Origin of the sequence: Curtobacterium sp. PhB78 (assembly GCF_003751685.1) — a bacterium.
Taxonomy (GTDB): Bacteria; Actinomycetota; Actinomycetes; order Actinomycetales; family Microbacteriaceae; genus Curtobacterium.
Window position 1 is genome coordinate 372,997 of the sequence record NZ_RKIA01000001.1, and the last position, 13,876, is coordinate 386,872.

Here is a 13,876-nt window from a genome sequence, read left to right on the forward strand (position 1 = left end):
ACCCGGCGGTCGGCCTCAGCTCAGGATGTCCTTCGAGGCGAACCGGCTGTACGCCAGCGCGCCGAACACGACCACGTAGCCGAGCTGCAGCAGTGCGTTCGACCCGAACGAGTCGAACGAGATCGGGTCGCGGAGCAGGTCGCCGAACCCCAGCCACCGGTGCGAGAACAGGTACGGGTGCAGCCAGTCGAGCTGGGGCAGCTGGTCGAGGACCTGGGAGGCCCCGGCCAACACCACCGTCGCGGCCATCGCCCCGACCGGCACGTTCGTCAGTGTCGAGGCGAACATGCCGATCGCCACGAGTCCGAGCATCGACATCGCCACGTACAGGGCGAGGAGCAGTGCCCGACCGGCGTACGACGCTCCGCCGACCTGGGTACCGGACAGCAGGGTGACCGGACCGATCGGGAACAGCACGGCACCGATCGCCGCACCGACGAGCACCACGAGCAACGTGGCCGCCAGGCAGAACGCGACCGCGCCGGCGAACTTGACCAGGATGAACCGCACCCGGCCGGTCGGTGCGACGAGCAGGTAGCGGATGGTGCCGTGGCTGGCCTCGCCCGCGACGGTGTCGCCCGCGACGACGCCGACCGTGAGCGGCAGGAACAGCGGGATCGACACCGTCAACGCGGTGAACGCCACGAACAGGCCGTTGTTGGTGATGTCGCCGAGGAACGCCGGGCCGCCGTCGTCACCGTCGGTCGTCAGCTTCACGGCGACCGCGATCAGGACGGGGACGAGCGCGAGGGCCCCGAGCATCGCCCACGTGCGGCGGCGGCGGAACACCAGCGCGAGTTCGGAGCCGAGCAGGGCGAAGGGACGCTGGCGGCGCGGGGCCTCGGCATCGGCCTCGGCGTCGGGCAGTGCACGGGCAGTGTCAGGCAGCGACATCGAAGCCCTCTCCGGTGAGCGCGACGAACAGGTCCTCGAGCGTGCCGCCGCCCACCGTCAGCCCACGGACGCGGACGTCGGCGCGGACGAGTTCGGCGGTGATGGTCTCGGGCAGCAGCTCGTGCGGCAGGTCGGCGACCAGGACGTCCGCGCCGCCGTCGTGCCGGGGGACGAGCCCGAGCCGGGTCAGCACGCTGCCGGCCTGCCCGATGTCGGGCGTGCGGACGGTCACGGTGCGGGCTCCGGCGGACCGCAGTTCGTCGAGTTCGCCCTGTGCCACGAGCTTGCCGGTGCGCATCACCGCGGCGTGGGTGCAGACCTGCTCGATCTCGGCGAGCAGGTGGCTCGACACGAACACCGTCGTGCCGTCGTCCGCCAGGGACCGGATGAGGTTGCGGACCTCGCGCGTGCCCTGCGGGTCGAGGCCGTTCGTCGGTTCGTCGAGCACCAGCAGGTCGCGCGGGGAGAGCAGTGCGTTCGCCAGGCCCAATCGCTGCTTCATGCCGAGCGAGTACGCGTGCGCCTTCTTGTCCGCCGCGTGCGTCAGGCCGACACGGTCGAGGGCGCTGGCCACGCGGGCCTTGCGGGTGCGCGGGTCCGACGTGGGGTCGGCCGCGTCGAAGCGCTGCAGGTTCGCGCGCCCGGACAGGTACGGGTAGAAGGCCGGACCCTCGACTAGGGCACCGACGCGCGGCAGCACCTGGTGGAGCGCCTTCGGCATCGACTGGCCGAGCACCTCGATCGTGCCGCCGGTCGCGCTCGACAGCCCGAGCAGCATCCGGATCGTCGTCGTCTTGCCGGAGCCGTTCGGCCCGAGGAACCCGAACACCGCGCCGCGCGGCACCGACAGGTCGATGCCGTCGACGGCGCGCTGCTTGCGGAAGACCTTCTGGAGGCCCGTGGTGCGGATCGCGAGGTCGGTGCCCGTGGTCGGACGGGTCGCGTCCACGGCGGCCGGTTCCGTCGTGTGCGCGGGTTCCGGTGTGCTCACTTCGCGGCGGCGACCAGCGACGACACCGGCACGGCGCCGGCGAGGACCCGGCCGTCGTCGGTCAGGTAGACCGACACGAGCGAGGTCTGGACGGCACGGCCGCCGTCGACGGCCTTCGTGAGCTGGCCGAGCAGGCCCGATGCCTCGTCGCCGAGGGACGACTGGTCCACCGTGCCGGCGGGGAGCTCGGCGATCGTGCCCCAGCCCTCGCCCGTGAAGGTCGGCTCGTCACCGTCGTGCGCACCGCGGGCGTGGTCGCCCTTCGCGTGCGCACCGTGCTCGGCGTCGGACAGGTCCTTCTCGGTGACCTTCGCGTTCGACGGGGGAGTGAAGTCGAAGAGCCGTGCGGCCGGGGCGCCGTAGTCGAGGCTCGTGAACCCGACCTGCACCGCGGGGTCGTCCTGCCCGGCGGCCTGGATCGTCGCGCGCAGCGGGAGCCCGGTCTGCTGGTCGACCGCCAGTCGGACGGTGCCGACCAGGGTGTCGGAGGACTTCGGCGTCAGCGTGATCTGCCAGGCGTCGTGACCCGCGACGCTGACCTCGGTCGGCTTCGAGACCGTGGTGCTGGGGGTGATGGCGTCGATGGCCTGCTCGGCGATGTCGGTCGGCGTGGTGGCGCCGTCCTGCAGGTCCTTCGCGGTGTCGGAGGGCAGGGTCACGTGCGTGGCCGTGCGCTCCTTCGAGTCCCAGGTCCAGACCTCGGACCCGTTGCGGACCACGTCCTGCTCGGCGAGCTGCTGCGTCAACTGCACGCGCTGCTTGTCGGCGCCGTCGACGTACACGCGGGCGGTGTGCGACGAGGTGAGCAGCCCGAGCACGTCCGAGGCGTCGCCCTCGAGCGAGGAGCCGCCGGAACCGGTCGGCAGTTCGGGGAGCCCGAGGTCGCTCGACTGCGAGAGCTTGCCGGAGTACTGCGCGTCCGAGGACTTCGCGATGCTGGCGATGACGTCGGCCGCGGTCGGGTTCGTCCCCGCGATCGGGTCGTTCGCCGCGTTCGCGATCATCGGGGCGGCGACGGCGCCGGCGACGACCACCGGCGCGATGACTGCTGGCAGCCAGGCTGACTTCTTCATCGGGTTCCCCTCGTGGAGCATCGGAGTCGTGAGTACGGTACGTCCGGCCCCCGACAGGACGCTGGGCGTCGACGGATCGCGATCGTTCGTAGACTCGGGACGCGACCGACGGCGGTCGCGTGGCGGCGAAGGAGGCGGCATGCGGGCGGTGCTCGGTCTGGACATCGGGACGTCGAGCACGAAGGCGCTGCTGGCCCGGTTCGACGGCACCGTGATCGCCGAGGTGAGCCGTCGGCACGACGTCGACCGTCCTGCCCAGGGACTGGTCGAGATGGACGCGGCCGTGTGGTGGGACGAGTTCACGACGTTGACGCACGAGCTCCTCGCGCTCGTCCCCGATGCCGACGTGCAGGCCGTGGGCGTGAGCGGCATCGGCCCCTGCGTCCTGCTGACCGACGACGCGGGTGATCCGCTGCGCCCGGCGGTCCTGTACGGCATCGACACCCGGACGGCCGACCTGCTCGACGAGGTCACGGCCGAGCTCGGGGGCGAGGACACGATCCGCGCCCGGTGTGGCTCTGCGCTGAGCACCCAGGCCGCCGGCGCGAAGCTCGCGTGGGTCGCCCGGCACGAGCCCGACGTCTGGGAACGGGCGGTCCGGTTCACGATGCCGGCGTCCCGCGTGGTGGAGCTGCTGACGGGGGAGTACGTCCTCGACCACCACTCGGCCAGCCAGACCACCCCGCTCTACGACGTCCACGAGAACACCTGGATCACCGAGTGGTGCGAGCAGCTCGCGCCCGGCCTGCCCCTGCCGCGGCTGCTGTGGTCCGGCGACCAGGCGGGCGTGGTGACGCGCGAGGCGGCCGCGGCCACGGGCCTCCCGGTCGGTATCCCCGTGACGGCCGGCACCATCGACGCATGGGCGGAGGGCGTGAGCGTCGGGGAGTCCGTGCCGGGCCGGATGTTCCTGCAGTACGGCACCACGATGTTCATGATCGCGCCGACCGCCGAGCCGACGCCGGTGCCGGGCATGTGGACGACGGTCGGGACGCACCCGGGACAGCCGAGCGTGTCGGGTGGGATGGCGACCTCCGGGGCGATCACCGACTGGCTGCGTCGGCTGGTCGACGGCGAGTGGCCGACGATGCTCGAAGAGGCACGGTGCGCCGGGATCGGCGCGAACGGGCTGCTGATGCTGCCGTACTTCGCGGGTGAGCGGACGCCCATCGCCGATCCGGACGCGCGCGGGGTGATCGCCGGGCTGACGGTGCGGCACACGCGTGGGGACATCTACCGGGCGACGCTCGAGGCGACGGCCTACGCGGTCCGGCACAACATCGAGGTGCTGCGTGCGGCCGGGGTCGAGGTCCGCGAGCTCGTGGGGGCGGGCGGCGGGTTGCTCGGACGGCTCTGGCCGACGATCGTGTCGGACGTCACCGGGCTGCGGCAGACGGTGCCGTCGGTGACCGTGGGAGCGTCGTACGGGTCGGCGTTCTTGGCGGCAGCGCTCGTGGCCGACGTCGACATCCGGCAGTGGAACCCGCCGGCCACCGTCATCGAGCCCGACCCCGTCGCGACGGCGGCCTACGAGCCCGGGTACCGCGACTACCGCGAGCTCTACGCGGCGACGAAGGCCGTCGTGCACCGCTTGGCCGCGCGCAGCTGAGGTGGCGACCGCGGCGCGCACAACCAAAGTGAGCCCGAACCACACGATCACGTGGTTCGGGCTCACTTTGGTTGTGCAGAACGGTTGCGCGCCGCGCCGCGCCTACGCCGCCGCGCCTACGACTGGGCGTCGACGCCGGCGGGCGCGCTGCCGTCGTACTCGCAGATGGCCTGGACCTTCGAGGCGCTCGCGCTCGACTGGTCGAAGGTGTAGCCCAACCACTCCTTCGCCATCCGGCGTGCGACCTCGACGCCGACGACCCGCTGGCCCATGCAGAGGACCTGGGCGTCGTTCGACAGGACCGAACGCTCGACGCTGAACGAGTCGTGCGCGGTGACGGCACGGATGCCCGGGACCTTGTTCGCCGCGATCGCCACACCGAGTCCGGTGCCGCAGATCAGGATCGCGCGGTCCGCTTCACCCGACGCGACGAGTCGCGCTGCGTCGACCGCCACGTGCGGGTACGCGGTGTGCCCGTCCGCGTCCACGCCGACATCGACGACCGACGCCACCCGCGGGTCGGCCTGCAGGTCCTGCTTGATGATCTCCTTGTAGTCGAACCCGGCATCGTCCGAGCCGATCACGAGACGGTACGTCATGCGTGTGTTCCTTCCAGTTCGTTCGCACGGGCAGCGAGGACCTCGCCGACCCGCGTGAGGATCATCCCCATCGAGGTGGCACCCGCGTCGGGTGTCCCCAGGCTCTTCTCCGCCAGCGGCCGGGCACGCCCGACCTTCGGCGTGAGGTCGGCGGTCTTGTCGGCCTCGTCACGAGCGACTTCCGCTGCAGCCTGCCACGCGTCGGTGAGCGAGGAGCCAGCCGACACCGAGGTCCGCAGCGCATCCACGAACGGCAGCAGTGCGTCGAGCAGCGTCTTGTCCCCGCGGGACGCCCCGCCCAGGTGGACGATCGAGTCGGCGAAGGCCTGCGCGGCATCCACGACGTCGGACGCCTCGTACGCGGAGCGGTCGTCGCGCAGCGACCGTCCGAAGGCCTCGAGTGCCGCACCCCACAGGACTCCCGAGGTGCCGCCCGCGAACTCGGCCCACGCGTCACCGGCGCGTCCGAGGACGAAGGCGACCCCTGCCTCCTGGCCGACCCGGTCGACCGCCTTCCGAGCCGCGCCGATCCCCTTGACCATGCCGCGTCCGTGGTCGCCGTCGCCGGCGACGGCGTCGATGCGGCCGAGCTCCTCCTCGTGCTCCCGCAGGAGCGCGTCGATCGCCTCGATCGCGTCGCGTGCCGTCTGCGCGGCCTGCCGGGAGGCATCACTCGCGTCCGGCACGGCCGTCGCCTCGTCCTCGGCGTCGTCCACGGCGTCGGCCGGCAGCAACGCTGCGATCGGCGCGGCCGCCTTGCGGTACGCGGGCGTGTAGGTGTCGGCGCGCCACAGGGGGTCGAGTTCGTCGTCGAGCCACTGCAGGGTCAGCGAACAGCCGCCCATGTCGAGGCTCGTGACGAGCTCGCCGACCTCGGGTTCGACGATCTCGAGGCCGGCGTCCTGCAGCAGCGGGAGGACGCGTCCCCAGAGCAGGAACAGTTCCTCGTACTTCGTGTCGCCGAGGCCGTTGAGGATCGGGGCGACCCGGGTACCCGCGTTCGCCGGTCGGTCGGCGAGCAGCCGTTCGACGAGCAGCGCCGCGAGGTCGGTCGCGCGGAGCAGTGGGACGTCCTCGATGCCGGGTTCACCGTGGATGCCGAGCCCGAGTCCGAGGTGGCCGTCGGGCACGGTGAAGAGCGGCTCGGTGGCGCCGGGCATGGTGCACCCGGAGAACGCGACACCGATCGTGCGGGTGGCGGCGTTCGATGCGTTGCCGAGGCGCTCGACCTCGTCGAGGTCCGCGCCCGCGGCGGCCGCGGCACCCATCGCCTTGAAGACCGAGAAGTCCCCGGCGATGCCACGGCGCTTCGACTCCTCGTCGGCGCTCGCGATGTCGTCCGTGACCACGACGATCCGGGTGTCGATGCCCTCGGCACGCAGCCGCTCGGCGGCGAGCCCGAAGTTCATCGTGTCACCGGCGTAGTTGCCGAACGACAGCACGACGCCCTTCCCCTGGTCGGCCGCCTTGGCGACCGAGTACACCTGCGCGGTGGACGGCGAGGTGAAGACGTTGCCGACGACGGCGCCGGTGGCGAACCCCGGGCCGACGATCCCGCAGAACGCGGGGTAGTGGCCGGAGCCGCCGCCGACGACCACCGCGACCTGGGGGTCGGCGCCGTCGGTGGGCAGGGTGACGACGCCGCCGTGGACGCCGCGGACGCGGTCGGCGTAGAGCGCGAGCCAGCCGGCGAGCTGGTCCTCGGCGAACTCGTCGGGAGCGTCGTGGATCGTGGTCATGCTGGAGTCCTTCAGTGGGAGGTGCGGGTGCCCTGCGGCACCTTGAGGAAGTGGATCATCACGAACGCGCAGGCGTACAGGCCGACGAACGTCCAGGTCGCGGCCTGACCGCCACCGCCGAGCGCGAAGACCGCGGCGACCACACCGGTGCCGAGGAACGCCGCGCCACCGGCCGCTGTCGTGTACATCGCCATCGCGGCGCCCTTGTGCTCGGGGGCGAGCGCCGGCATGATCGCGCCCATCGGCACGAAGCCGGCGAGCAGGCACCCGAACACGCAACCGGCGACGACGGAGAGCACGTAGCCCCAGTCCGAGCCGGCGGGGACGAGCTGCGGGACGTACCACCAGGCGATGAGGCCGAGGGCGGACCCGACGATGCCGAACCACTTGACGGTGCGCTGCCAGCCGATCTTGTCGCCGACCCAGCCGAACAGCGCGTTCACCAGGATGTTCGTCGCGTAGACGCACACGGTCATGAGCAGCCAACGGCTCTGGCCCCACCCGCGCTCGTTCGCGATCACGGCGGGCAGGACGACGAACATGCCGAACTCGGGCGCGGTGTTGATCAGGCGGACCAGGAAGCCCATCAGGATCTTCGGCCGGGTGACGGTCAGGCGGATGCCGCTCGTCAGCACCTGCCAGGCGCTCTCTCCGGCCGGGGCGATGCGGGAGAACCCGTTCGGCAGCCGCACGCCGAACAGCATGATGAGGAAGCCGATCACGACCAGGCCGATCGAGGCGACCATCGCGCCGGTCTCACCGATCGTGCCGCCGCCGAACACCGGGATGGCGCCGATCGCGAAGAGGGAACCGAGCGTCGGCAGGCCACCCGTGAAGGCGACGTAGAACCAGCCGACCGCCGAACCGTTCCGCTCCACCGGGGTGGTGATGTTCACCCAGACCAGGAACGCGAAGGCGAAGAGCGGGTAGCCGAAGCCCCGGACGGCGTAGGCGACGGCCGCGAACGGCACGCTGCCGATGTTCAGCGCGAGCAGGAAGAGCACCTCGAAGACGACCCAGACGGCGAACCCGAGGATCATCACCCGGCGCGGCCCGATCAGGTCGGAAAGGGCGCCGGAGACGTAGCTGCCGATCAGGGCGGCGAGGCTGTAGAAGGTCACGATCGTCGCGACGGTGGCCTCGGGACTGCCGAGGACCGCGACCATGTGCGGGGTGATGAAGTTCGACTCGACGCCGTTCCCGGTCATGAAGACCAGGACGGCGACGAACCCGAGGGCGAGCGGGCGGGGGATCCCCATCCGGTCGAGGCGGCCCTCGGCGCGAGGGGTCGTGGGCGCACCGGTGGCGCGCTGTGTCGTCGTTGACATGCTTGCTGACTCCAGGGGTCGGCGGGCTCAGGCCCGCAGGGACGGGAGGATCGAGACCTTGACGCTCGCGCCGGCGGAGTCGCCGACCAGGTCGAGGGCCTCTTGGAACCGCTCGAGCGGGAACTGGTGCGTGCAGATCTCCGACATCGGCAGGGTCTCGGCCTCGAGCAGCTTGATCGCCGCCGGCCAGGTGTGCGGGCCGAGGTGGGCACCCCGGACGTCGAGCTCCTTGTCGTCCGAGATGATCGACCAGTCGACGGAGACGGCGTCCTTGAACACCGAGTACTCGACGAAGGTGCCGAGCTTGCGCAGCAGGTTGAGGCCCTGGGGCACCGCCGACGGGTGGCCGGTCGCCTCGATGTAGACGTCGGCGCCGTAGCCGTCGGTCAGTTCCTTGACCCGGGCGACGGCGTCGTCCTCGGCGATGTTGATCGTCAGGTCCGCGCCGACCTTGCGGGCTAGCTCGAGCTTCGCCTCGACCACGTCGAGGGCGATGATCCGGAGCGGGTTCTTCTGTCGAGCACCAGCGATCGCGGAGAGGCCGATCGGTCCGGCGCCGGCGATCACGACGGTGTCGCCGAACTTGATGTCGCCCCGCTCGACGGCGTGGAACGCGCAGGACAGCGGCTCGGCGAAGGCGGCGACCTGACCGGGCAGGGCGCTCGACACCGGGTGGGTCAGGGCCTTGGCGGGGACGAGGACGTACTCGGCCATCGCGCCGTCGTAGCCCTTGAAGCCGAACATGTCGTGGACGTTGCACATCCAGTACGCGCCTTCGAGGCAGTAGCGGCACTCCCAGCACGGCACGATCTGCTCGCACGCGATGCGGTCCCCGAGCGAGACCTTCCGCTTCGCCAGGGTGTCGTCGTCGCCGGAGACGATCGTGCCGACGAACTCGTGCCCGGGGATGCGGTCCGTCTCGGCCCAGGCGGCGCGGTTCTCGTCACCCCAGAACTTCGCGGCGCCGTGGTAGCACTTCAGGTCGCTCGCGCAGATGCCGACGGCGTCGGTGCGGAGCAGGAGCTCGCCGGGGCCAGGCGTCGGCACGGGGCGTTCCTCGAGCCGGTAGTCGCCCGGGCCGTGGACGACGACGGCTCGCATCGTCGTGGGGATGGTCGTGGTGGCGGTCGTGGCCGCGTTCTCGGTCGTCGTCGACATGCGCTGCTCCTTCGTTGGATGGCTTCGGCGACGACTGTACACCTCGCAGAACGTTTGTCCAGAACACAATTTCTGCTAGGTTCGATCCGACGCAAAGGAGCGAACATGACGACCAGCACCACCACCGACTTCGCCGCAGCCCTGCGCCCGGGCCCGGACACCGTCGACCTGACGAACGACTTCACCGGCCGCACCGCAGTGGTGACCGGAGGCGCCTCGGGCATCGGGCACGCCATCGCCCGGGCACTCGCCGCGCGGGGTGCGCGGGTCGCGATCGTCGACGTCCGTGCGGACGGCGCAACGACGGCGGCGGCCGACCTGCCGGCCGCCGCCGATGCACCGGCCGCGGCCGACCTGCCGGCTGCGACCGATGCGCCGGCCGCGGCCGCGGGCCTCCATGCTGGGTTCGGCTGCGACGTGACGGACGAGACGTCCGTGGCGCGCACCGTCGCCGACGTCGTCGCGCACTTCGGTCGCGTCGACGTGCTCGTCAACTGCGCCGGGATCGCCGCACTCGCTCCGGCGGACGAACTGTCCGCCGAGACCTGGTCGAGGACGATCGACGTCAACCTGACCGGCACCTTCCGCGTCGCCCAGGCCGTCGGTCGGCACATGCTCGCTGCCGGGTACGGGCGCGTGGTGAACATCGCCTCGCAGGCCGCGCACGTCGGCATCGATGGGCACGCCGCCTACTGCGCCTCGAAGGCGGGCGTCATCGGACTCACCCGTGTGCTCGCGCTCGAGTGGGGCGGTCGCGGCGTCACCGTCAACACCGTGTCGCCGACCGTCGTCCTCACCGACCTCGGCCGTGCCGCGTGGGCGAACGAGAACGGCATCCGGCACCAGGACGAGATCCCCACCGGCCGCTTCGCCACCCCCGACGAGATCGCCGCCGCGGTGCTGTTCCTGGCGGGGGAGTCGAGCGCGATGGTGAACGGCGCCGACCTCCGGGTGGACGGCGGGTTCACGATCCGCTGAGGTGTGCCGGGGATACGATCGGCGCATGTCCGCCGAGAACCCTGCCGCCGAGGGTGCCCGGACCCGGTTCCCGCTCGACACCGTGTACCAGGCGGCGCGGATGTACTACCTCGAGGACGCCACCCAGGTCGAGATCGCCTCGCGCCTCGGTGTCTCGCGTCCGACGGTGTCGCGGCTCGTGGCCGAGGCGCGCAAGGCCGGACTCGTCCGCATCGAGGTCGTCGACCCGTTCCAGGACGAAACCGTCGCGCTCGCCGAACGGCTGCAGGTCGTGCTCGGCATCCGAGCGGTGCACCTGGCCGCCGTCACGCACACCGCCACGCTCGGCGCCGACCTCGCCGCGCCCCTGGCCGCTGCGGTCGAGGGCATGGGACTCGTCCCGGGTGACGCCGTCCTGATGTCGTCGGGCCGCACGGTGTACGACGTTGCACACGCCGGCATGCCGAGCCTGCCCGGCGTGCAGCTCGTCCCGACGGTGGGCGGCCAGGCCGACCCGATGCCGTGGTTCCAGACGAACGAGATCACCCGGACCGCTGCGGAGCACTCCGGAGCGATCCCCGCCTTCCTGTTCGCGCAGGCGCTGCCGTCGCCCGCGATGCGGTCCTCGCTCGACGAGGACCCGGCCTTCCAGCACGTCGTCGGGCTCTGGGGCCGGGCGAAGGGCGCGATCCTCGGCATCGGGGCGCCGACCCCGACGCGCGACGCCCTGGCGCGGGGCGTCCCCGTCGAGGACGCCGCGTTCGACCACGCTGCTGGTGACGTCTGCCTCAACTTCTACGCCGCGGACGGTTCGCCCATCGAGTTCCCCGGCAGCGACCGGATGGTCCGGACCTCGCGCGAGGTCCTGTCCGGTGTGCCGCACGCCGTCGGCGTCGCCGTCGGCAGTGCCAAGGTCGGCAGCATCGTCGGCGCGGTGCGCGGGGGGCTCGTCAACGAGCTGGTGTCGGACGCCGCGACGGCCCGCGCCCTGCTCGACGCGCTCGCCTGAGCGGTCTGCTCGGCGCCTGGCAGGTGCGCGTTCCTTCCCAGAACGGGCGCGATGGAAGGCGCTTTCGGGCATACCTGGTCGTTTCTTCGTGGCAGGTACGCCCGATTCGGGCAGGTACGCCCGAACCTAGTGCGTGCGCCGCACGTCCCACAGGTGGTGGACGGGGTCGTGCGCGTAGTACGTCGCGAGGCTCGCGACGGTGAAGGCGCTGCCGTCCGACCGCAGCCCCGTGCGCTCGAGCTGGTCGTCACGGACCTCGTCGAACGCCCGCGCTGCCCGGTGTGCGGCCTCGCCGAGCTCCCGGACGACGACGGCCGGGTCCTGCTCGCCGTACTGGTCCTGGACCGCGGTGGCGTCCTGGTCCCAGTTCGGGAACGTCGGGGCGTCCTCGGCGAGCATCAGGGCGAGCCGCTCGGTCATCTTCCGGTGCACGTCGCGCACGTGGGCGCCGTACTCGAGTGCCGACCAGGTGTGGTCGTCGGGACGCTCGCGCACGTCATCCCGGCCGAGTTCGGTCGGCCACGCGGTCGTGTTCGCGTCGATGATCCCCGGCACGTCGCGGATCGACACCGTGGTGCCGTCGTAGCCGCACTCGGGGCAGGTGCCCTCGATGACCCAGGTCCAGCTCTTCGTCTCGGGTTCGATCGCCATGCGCCGATGTTATGTCCTCGTTACTCAGCCTTCCGGATCCGCAGGCGCATGCGGATCGGGCCCTCCCCCCGTTCGGGTGACACGCCGCTGCCTGGGAATCACCGGCCAATGACATTTCGGTCGCTCGGTAACGTCGCTCGCTGTTCCTGAGCCGGTCTCCACCGGCCCGAGCCGGTCCCTGCCGGCTCGTCACGATCCTCGAGGAGAGACATGGGCTCCGATCCCTGCCATACCCCGACCCGGCCGCACCGACGTCTGCGCGAGAGCGACGTCACCGTGGTCGACAAGAGCATGATGCGCCGCGCGGTGAGCGGCATGGTCGTCGGCAACACGATGGAGTGGTACGACGTCGGCGTCTACGGCTACCTGGCGGTCACGATGGGGAAGGTCTTCCTGCCGACCGCCGAGCCCGCCGTGCAGATCCTGTTCAGCCTCGGTGTCTTCGCTGCGACGTACATCGCCCGTCCGCTCGGCGGCATCGTCTTCGGCCGTCTCGGCGACCGCATCGGGCGCCAGAAGGTGCTCGCGACGACGCTCATCATGATGGCGGCGTCGACGTTCCTCATCGGAGCGCTGCCCGCCTACGCGACGATCGGGGTGTTCGCACCGATCGTGCTGGTCGTGCTGAAGCTGGCGCAGGGGTTCTCCACCGGCGGTGAGTACGCCGGTGCGACGACCTTCGTGACCGAGTACGCCCCGGACCGTCGCCGCGGGTTCTTCGCGAGCATCCTGGACTTCGGCAGCTACCTGGGCTTCGCGCTCGGCGCGACCGTGGTCTCGGTGCTGCAGATCACCCTCGGCGAGGACGCGATGGTCGCCTACGGCTGGCGCTTCCCGTTCCTGGCGGCCGGTGTGATCGGCGTCGTCGCGATCTGGTTCCGTCTGCGCATCGAGGAGTCGCCGGTGTTCCAGGCGACCCAGGCCGCGCAGGAGGCCGCGTCCGAGACCCGCGCGTCCTTCGACGGAGAGCGTCCCGCGAACGTGCTCGTGATGGTCCGAGACCACTGGCGGCCGATCGTCATCGCGATCATGCTCGTAGCGGCGTCGAACACCGTCGGGTACGCCCTGACCTCGTACATGCCGACCTACCTGACCGACTCGCTCGGGTACTCGCCGCTCGACGGCACACTGCTGACGATCCCGGTGCTCCTGCTGCTGGCGGTCATGCTCCCGCTCACCGGCAAGCTGTCCGACAAGCTCGGTCGACGCGTCGTGATGTGGATCGGTGCCGCGACGACCGTGGTGCTCGTCGTGCCGGCGTTCATGCTGATCGGGCACGGTGCGCAGTGGTCCACGCTGGCCGGGCTCGGGCTGCTCGCACTGATGACCGCGCTGTGGGTGTCGAACCAGGCGGCGTCGCTGCCGGCGCTGTTCCCGACCTCGACGCGGTACGGCGGCATGGGCTTCGCCTACAACATCGCCATCGCGGTCTTCGGTGGGACCACGCCCCTGATCGTGCAGGCGCTGCTGACCGTGACCGGGGACGAGCTCGCTCCGGCCTACTTCCTGATGGCGATGAGCGTCGTCGGTGCGATCGGTGTCTTCTGCATGAAGGAGTCCTCGCGCCGTCCGCTGCCGGGTTCGATGCCGGCGGTGGAGACCGAGGCTGAGGCGAAGGAGCTCGTGCTCACGCAGGACACGAACCCGAACCTGGATCTGGGGGACCTGCCGTTCGCCGCGCAGGACGCTGCCGCCCGGGCCGCGGGCGACGCCGCCGAGGCCGAGGCCGTGCCGGCGCGCTGACGCTGGGGGCGCTCGCGACGCGACCACGGGCGGGAGGCGCGGTGCAGGTCCGACCTGCACCGCGCCTCCCGTCTGTGCGTGCGCATGCTGCGACGTTCCACGCGTCGATCGACTCGTGTTCTGTC

General features: G+C 71.3%; 12 protein-coding genes. 4 read left to right on the top strand and 8 right to left on the bottom strand.

The annotated features are described in order from the left end of the window. Positions 1-15: 15 nt before the first annotated feature. From EDF53_RS01860 to EDF53_RS01870, 3 genes are read right to left on the bottom strand one after another with little or no spacing between them, the layout of a single operon-like run. Positions 16-894: an ABC transporter permease gene (locus EDF53_RS01860; protein WP_185020904.1), complete on the bottom strand. Its 879-nt coding sequence runs from the start codon at positions 892-894 to the stop codon at positions 16-18. After that, positions 881-1,843, bottom strand: a complete 963-nt coding sequence (locus EDF53_RS01865) for an ABC transporter ATP-binding protein (RefSeq protein ID WP_123292318.1) — start codon at positions 1,841-1,843, stop codon at positions 881-883. The genes EDF53_RS01860 and EDF53_RS01865 overlap by 14 nt, the downstream gene beginning before the upstream one ends. Before the next feature lie 38 nt (positions 1,844-1,881). Beyond that, entirely contained in the window at positions 1,882-2,958 is a 1,077-nt protein-coding gene (locus EDF53_RS01870) for a sigma-E factor regulatory protein RseB domain-containing protein (protein WP_165918788.1), read from the bottom strand. 139 nt (positions 2,959-3,097) lie between these two features. Here EDF53_RS01870 and EDF53_RS01875 point away from each other — a divergent pair, with 139 nt between their 5' ends. After that, on the top strand, positions 3,098-4,567 hold the full coding sequence (locus EDF53_RS01875) for an FGGY-family carbohydrate kinase (protein ID WP_123292319.1): 1,470 nt from the start codon (positions 3,098-3,100) through the stop codon (positions 4,565-4,567). 116 nt (positions 4,568-4,683) lie between these two features. On the opposite strand, the gene EDF53_RS01880 is transcribed toward EDF53_RS01875, so the two are convergent. From EDF53_RS01880 to EDF53_RS01895, 4 genes are read right to left on the bottom strand one after another with little or no spacing between them, the layout of a single operon-like run. After that, on the bottom strand, positions 4,684-5,166 hold the full coding sequence (locus tag EDF53_RS01880; protein ID WP_123291982.1) for a ribose-5-phosphate isomerase: 483 nt from the start codon (positions 5,164-5,166) through the stop codon (positions 4,684-4,686). Further along, a complete protein-coding gene (locus EDF53_RS01885) occupies positions 5,163-6,905 on the bottom strand; it encodes a dihydroxyacetone kinase family protein (protein ID WP_123291983.1) in 1,743 nt (580 codons plus the stop codon). Before EDF53_RS01885 ends, EDF53_RS01880 begins: the two co-directional genes overlap by 4 nt. Before the next feature lie 11 nt (positions 6,906-6,916). Further along, positions 6,917-8,233: an MFS transporter gene (locus tag EDF53_RS01890; protein WP_207895492.1), complete on the bottom strand. Its 1,317-nt coding sequence runs from the start codon at positions 8,231-8,233 to the stop codon at positions 6,917-6,919. A 27-nt stretch (positions 8,234-8,260) separates the two neighbouring features. Beyond that, entirely contained in the window at positions 8,261-9,391 is a 1,131-nt protein-coding gene (locus EDF53_RS01895) for a zinc-binding dehydrogenase (protein WP_123291984.1), read from the bottom strand. Between the two features lie 105 nt (positions 9,392-9,496). Between EDF53_RS01895 and EDF53_RS01900 the strand changes: the two genes are divergently transcribed. Continuing rightward, complete coding sequence (locus EDF53_RS01900) at positions 9,497-10,369, top strand: GolD/DthD family dehydrogenase (protein ID WP_123291985.1); 873 nt, start codon at positions 9,497-9,499, stop codon at positions 10,367-10,369. Between the two features lie 25 nt (positions 10,370-10,394). Beyond that, positions 10,395-11,357 (top strand): sugar-binding transcriptional regulator, encoded by a 963-nt coding sequence (locus EDF53_RS01905; RefSeq protein ID WP_111084401.1) that lies wholly within the window; start codon positions 10,395-10,397, stop codon positions 11,355-11,357. Positions 11,358-11,483: 126 nt separating this feature from the next. Here EDF53_RS01905 and EDF53_RS01910 read toward each other — a convergent pair whose 3' ends face one another. Beyond that, positions 11,484-12,008 carry a DinB family protein gene (locus EDF53_RS01910; protein WP_123291986.1) on the bottom strand — a complete coding sequence of 175 codons (525 nt, stop codon included), beginning with the start codon at positions 12,006-12,008 and terminating at the stop codon, positions 11,484-11,486. Between the two features lie 210 nt (positions 12,009-12,218). Here EDF53_RS01910 and EDF53_RS01915 point away from each other — a divergent pair, with 210 nt between their 5' ends. Further along, entirely contained in the window at positions 12,219-13,751 is a 1,533-nt protein-coding gene (locus EDF53_RS01915) for an MFS transporter (RefSeq protein WP_123291987.1), read from the top strand. Positions 13,752-13,876 lie beyond the last annotated feature (125 nt).

Excerpts from the sequence above, each read along its gene's own strand:
- EDF53_RS01860 (WP_185020904.1), bottom strand. The coding sequence starts at position 894 with ATGTCGCTGCCTGACACTGCCCGTGCACTGCCCGACGCCGAGGCCGAT.
- EDF53_RS01870 (WP_165918788.1), bottom strand. The coding sequence starts at position 2,958 with ATGAAGAAGTCAGCCTGGCTGCCAGCAGTCATCGCGCCGGTGGTCGTC.
- EDF53_RS01875 (WP_123292319.1), top strand. The coding sequence starts at position 3,098 with ATGCGGGCGGTGCTCGGTCTGGACATCGGGACGTCGAGCACGAAGGCG.
- EDF53_RS01880 (WP_123291982.1), bottom strand. The coding sequence starts at position 5,166 with ATGACGTACCGTCTCGTGATCGGCTCGGACGATGCCGGGTTCGACTAC.
- EDF53_RS01885 (WP_123291983.1), bottom strand. The coding sequence starts at position 6,905 with ATGACCACGATCCACGACGCTCCCGACGAGTTCGCCGAGGACCAGCTC.
- EDF53_RS01890 (WP_207895492.1), bottom strand. The coding sequence starts at position 8,233 with ATGTCAACGACGACACAGCGCGCCACCGGTGCGCCCACGACCCCTCGC.
- EDF53_RS01895 (WP_123291984.1), bottom strand. The coding sequence starts at position 9,391 with ATGTCGACGACGACCGAGAACGCGGCCACGACCGCCACCACGACCATC.
- EDF53_RS01900 (WP_123291985.1), top strand. The coding sequence starts at position 9,497 with ATGACGACCAGCACCACCACCGACTTCGCCGCAGCCCTGCGCCCGGGC.
- EDF53_RS01905 (WP_111084401.1), top strand. The coding sequence starts at position 10,395 with ATGTCCGCCGAGAACCCTGCCGCCGAGGGTGCCCGGACCCGGTTCCCG.
- EDF53_RS01910 (WP_123291986.1), bottom strand. The coding sequence starts at position 12,008 with ATGGCGATCGAACCCGAGACGAAGAGCTGGACCTGGGTCATCGAGGGC.
- EDF53_RS01915 (WP_123291987.1), top strand. The coding sequence starts at position 12,219 with ATGGGCTCCGATCCCTGCCATACCCCGACCCGGCCGCACCGACGTCTG.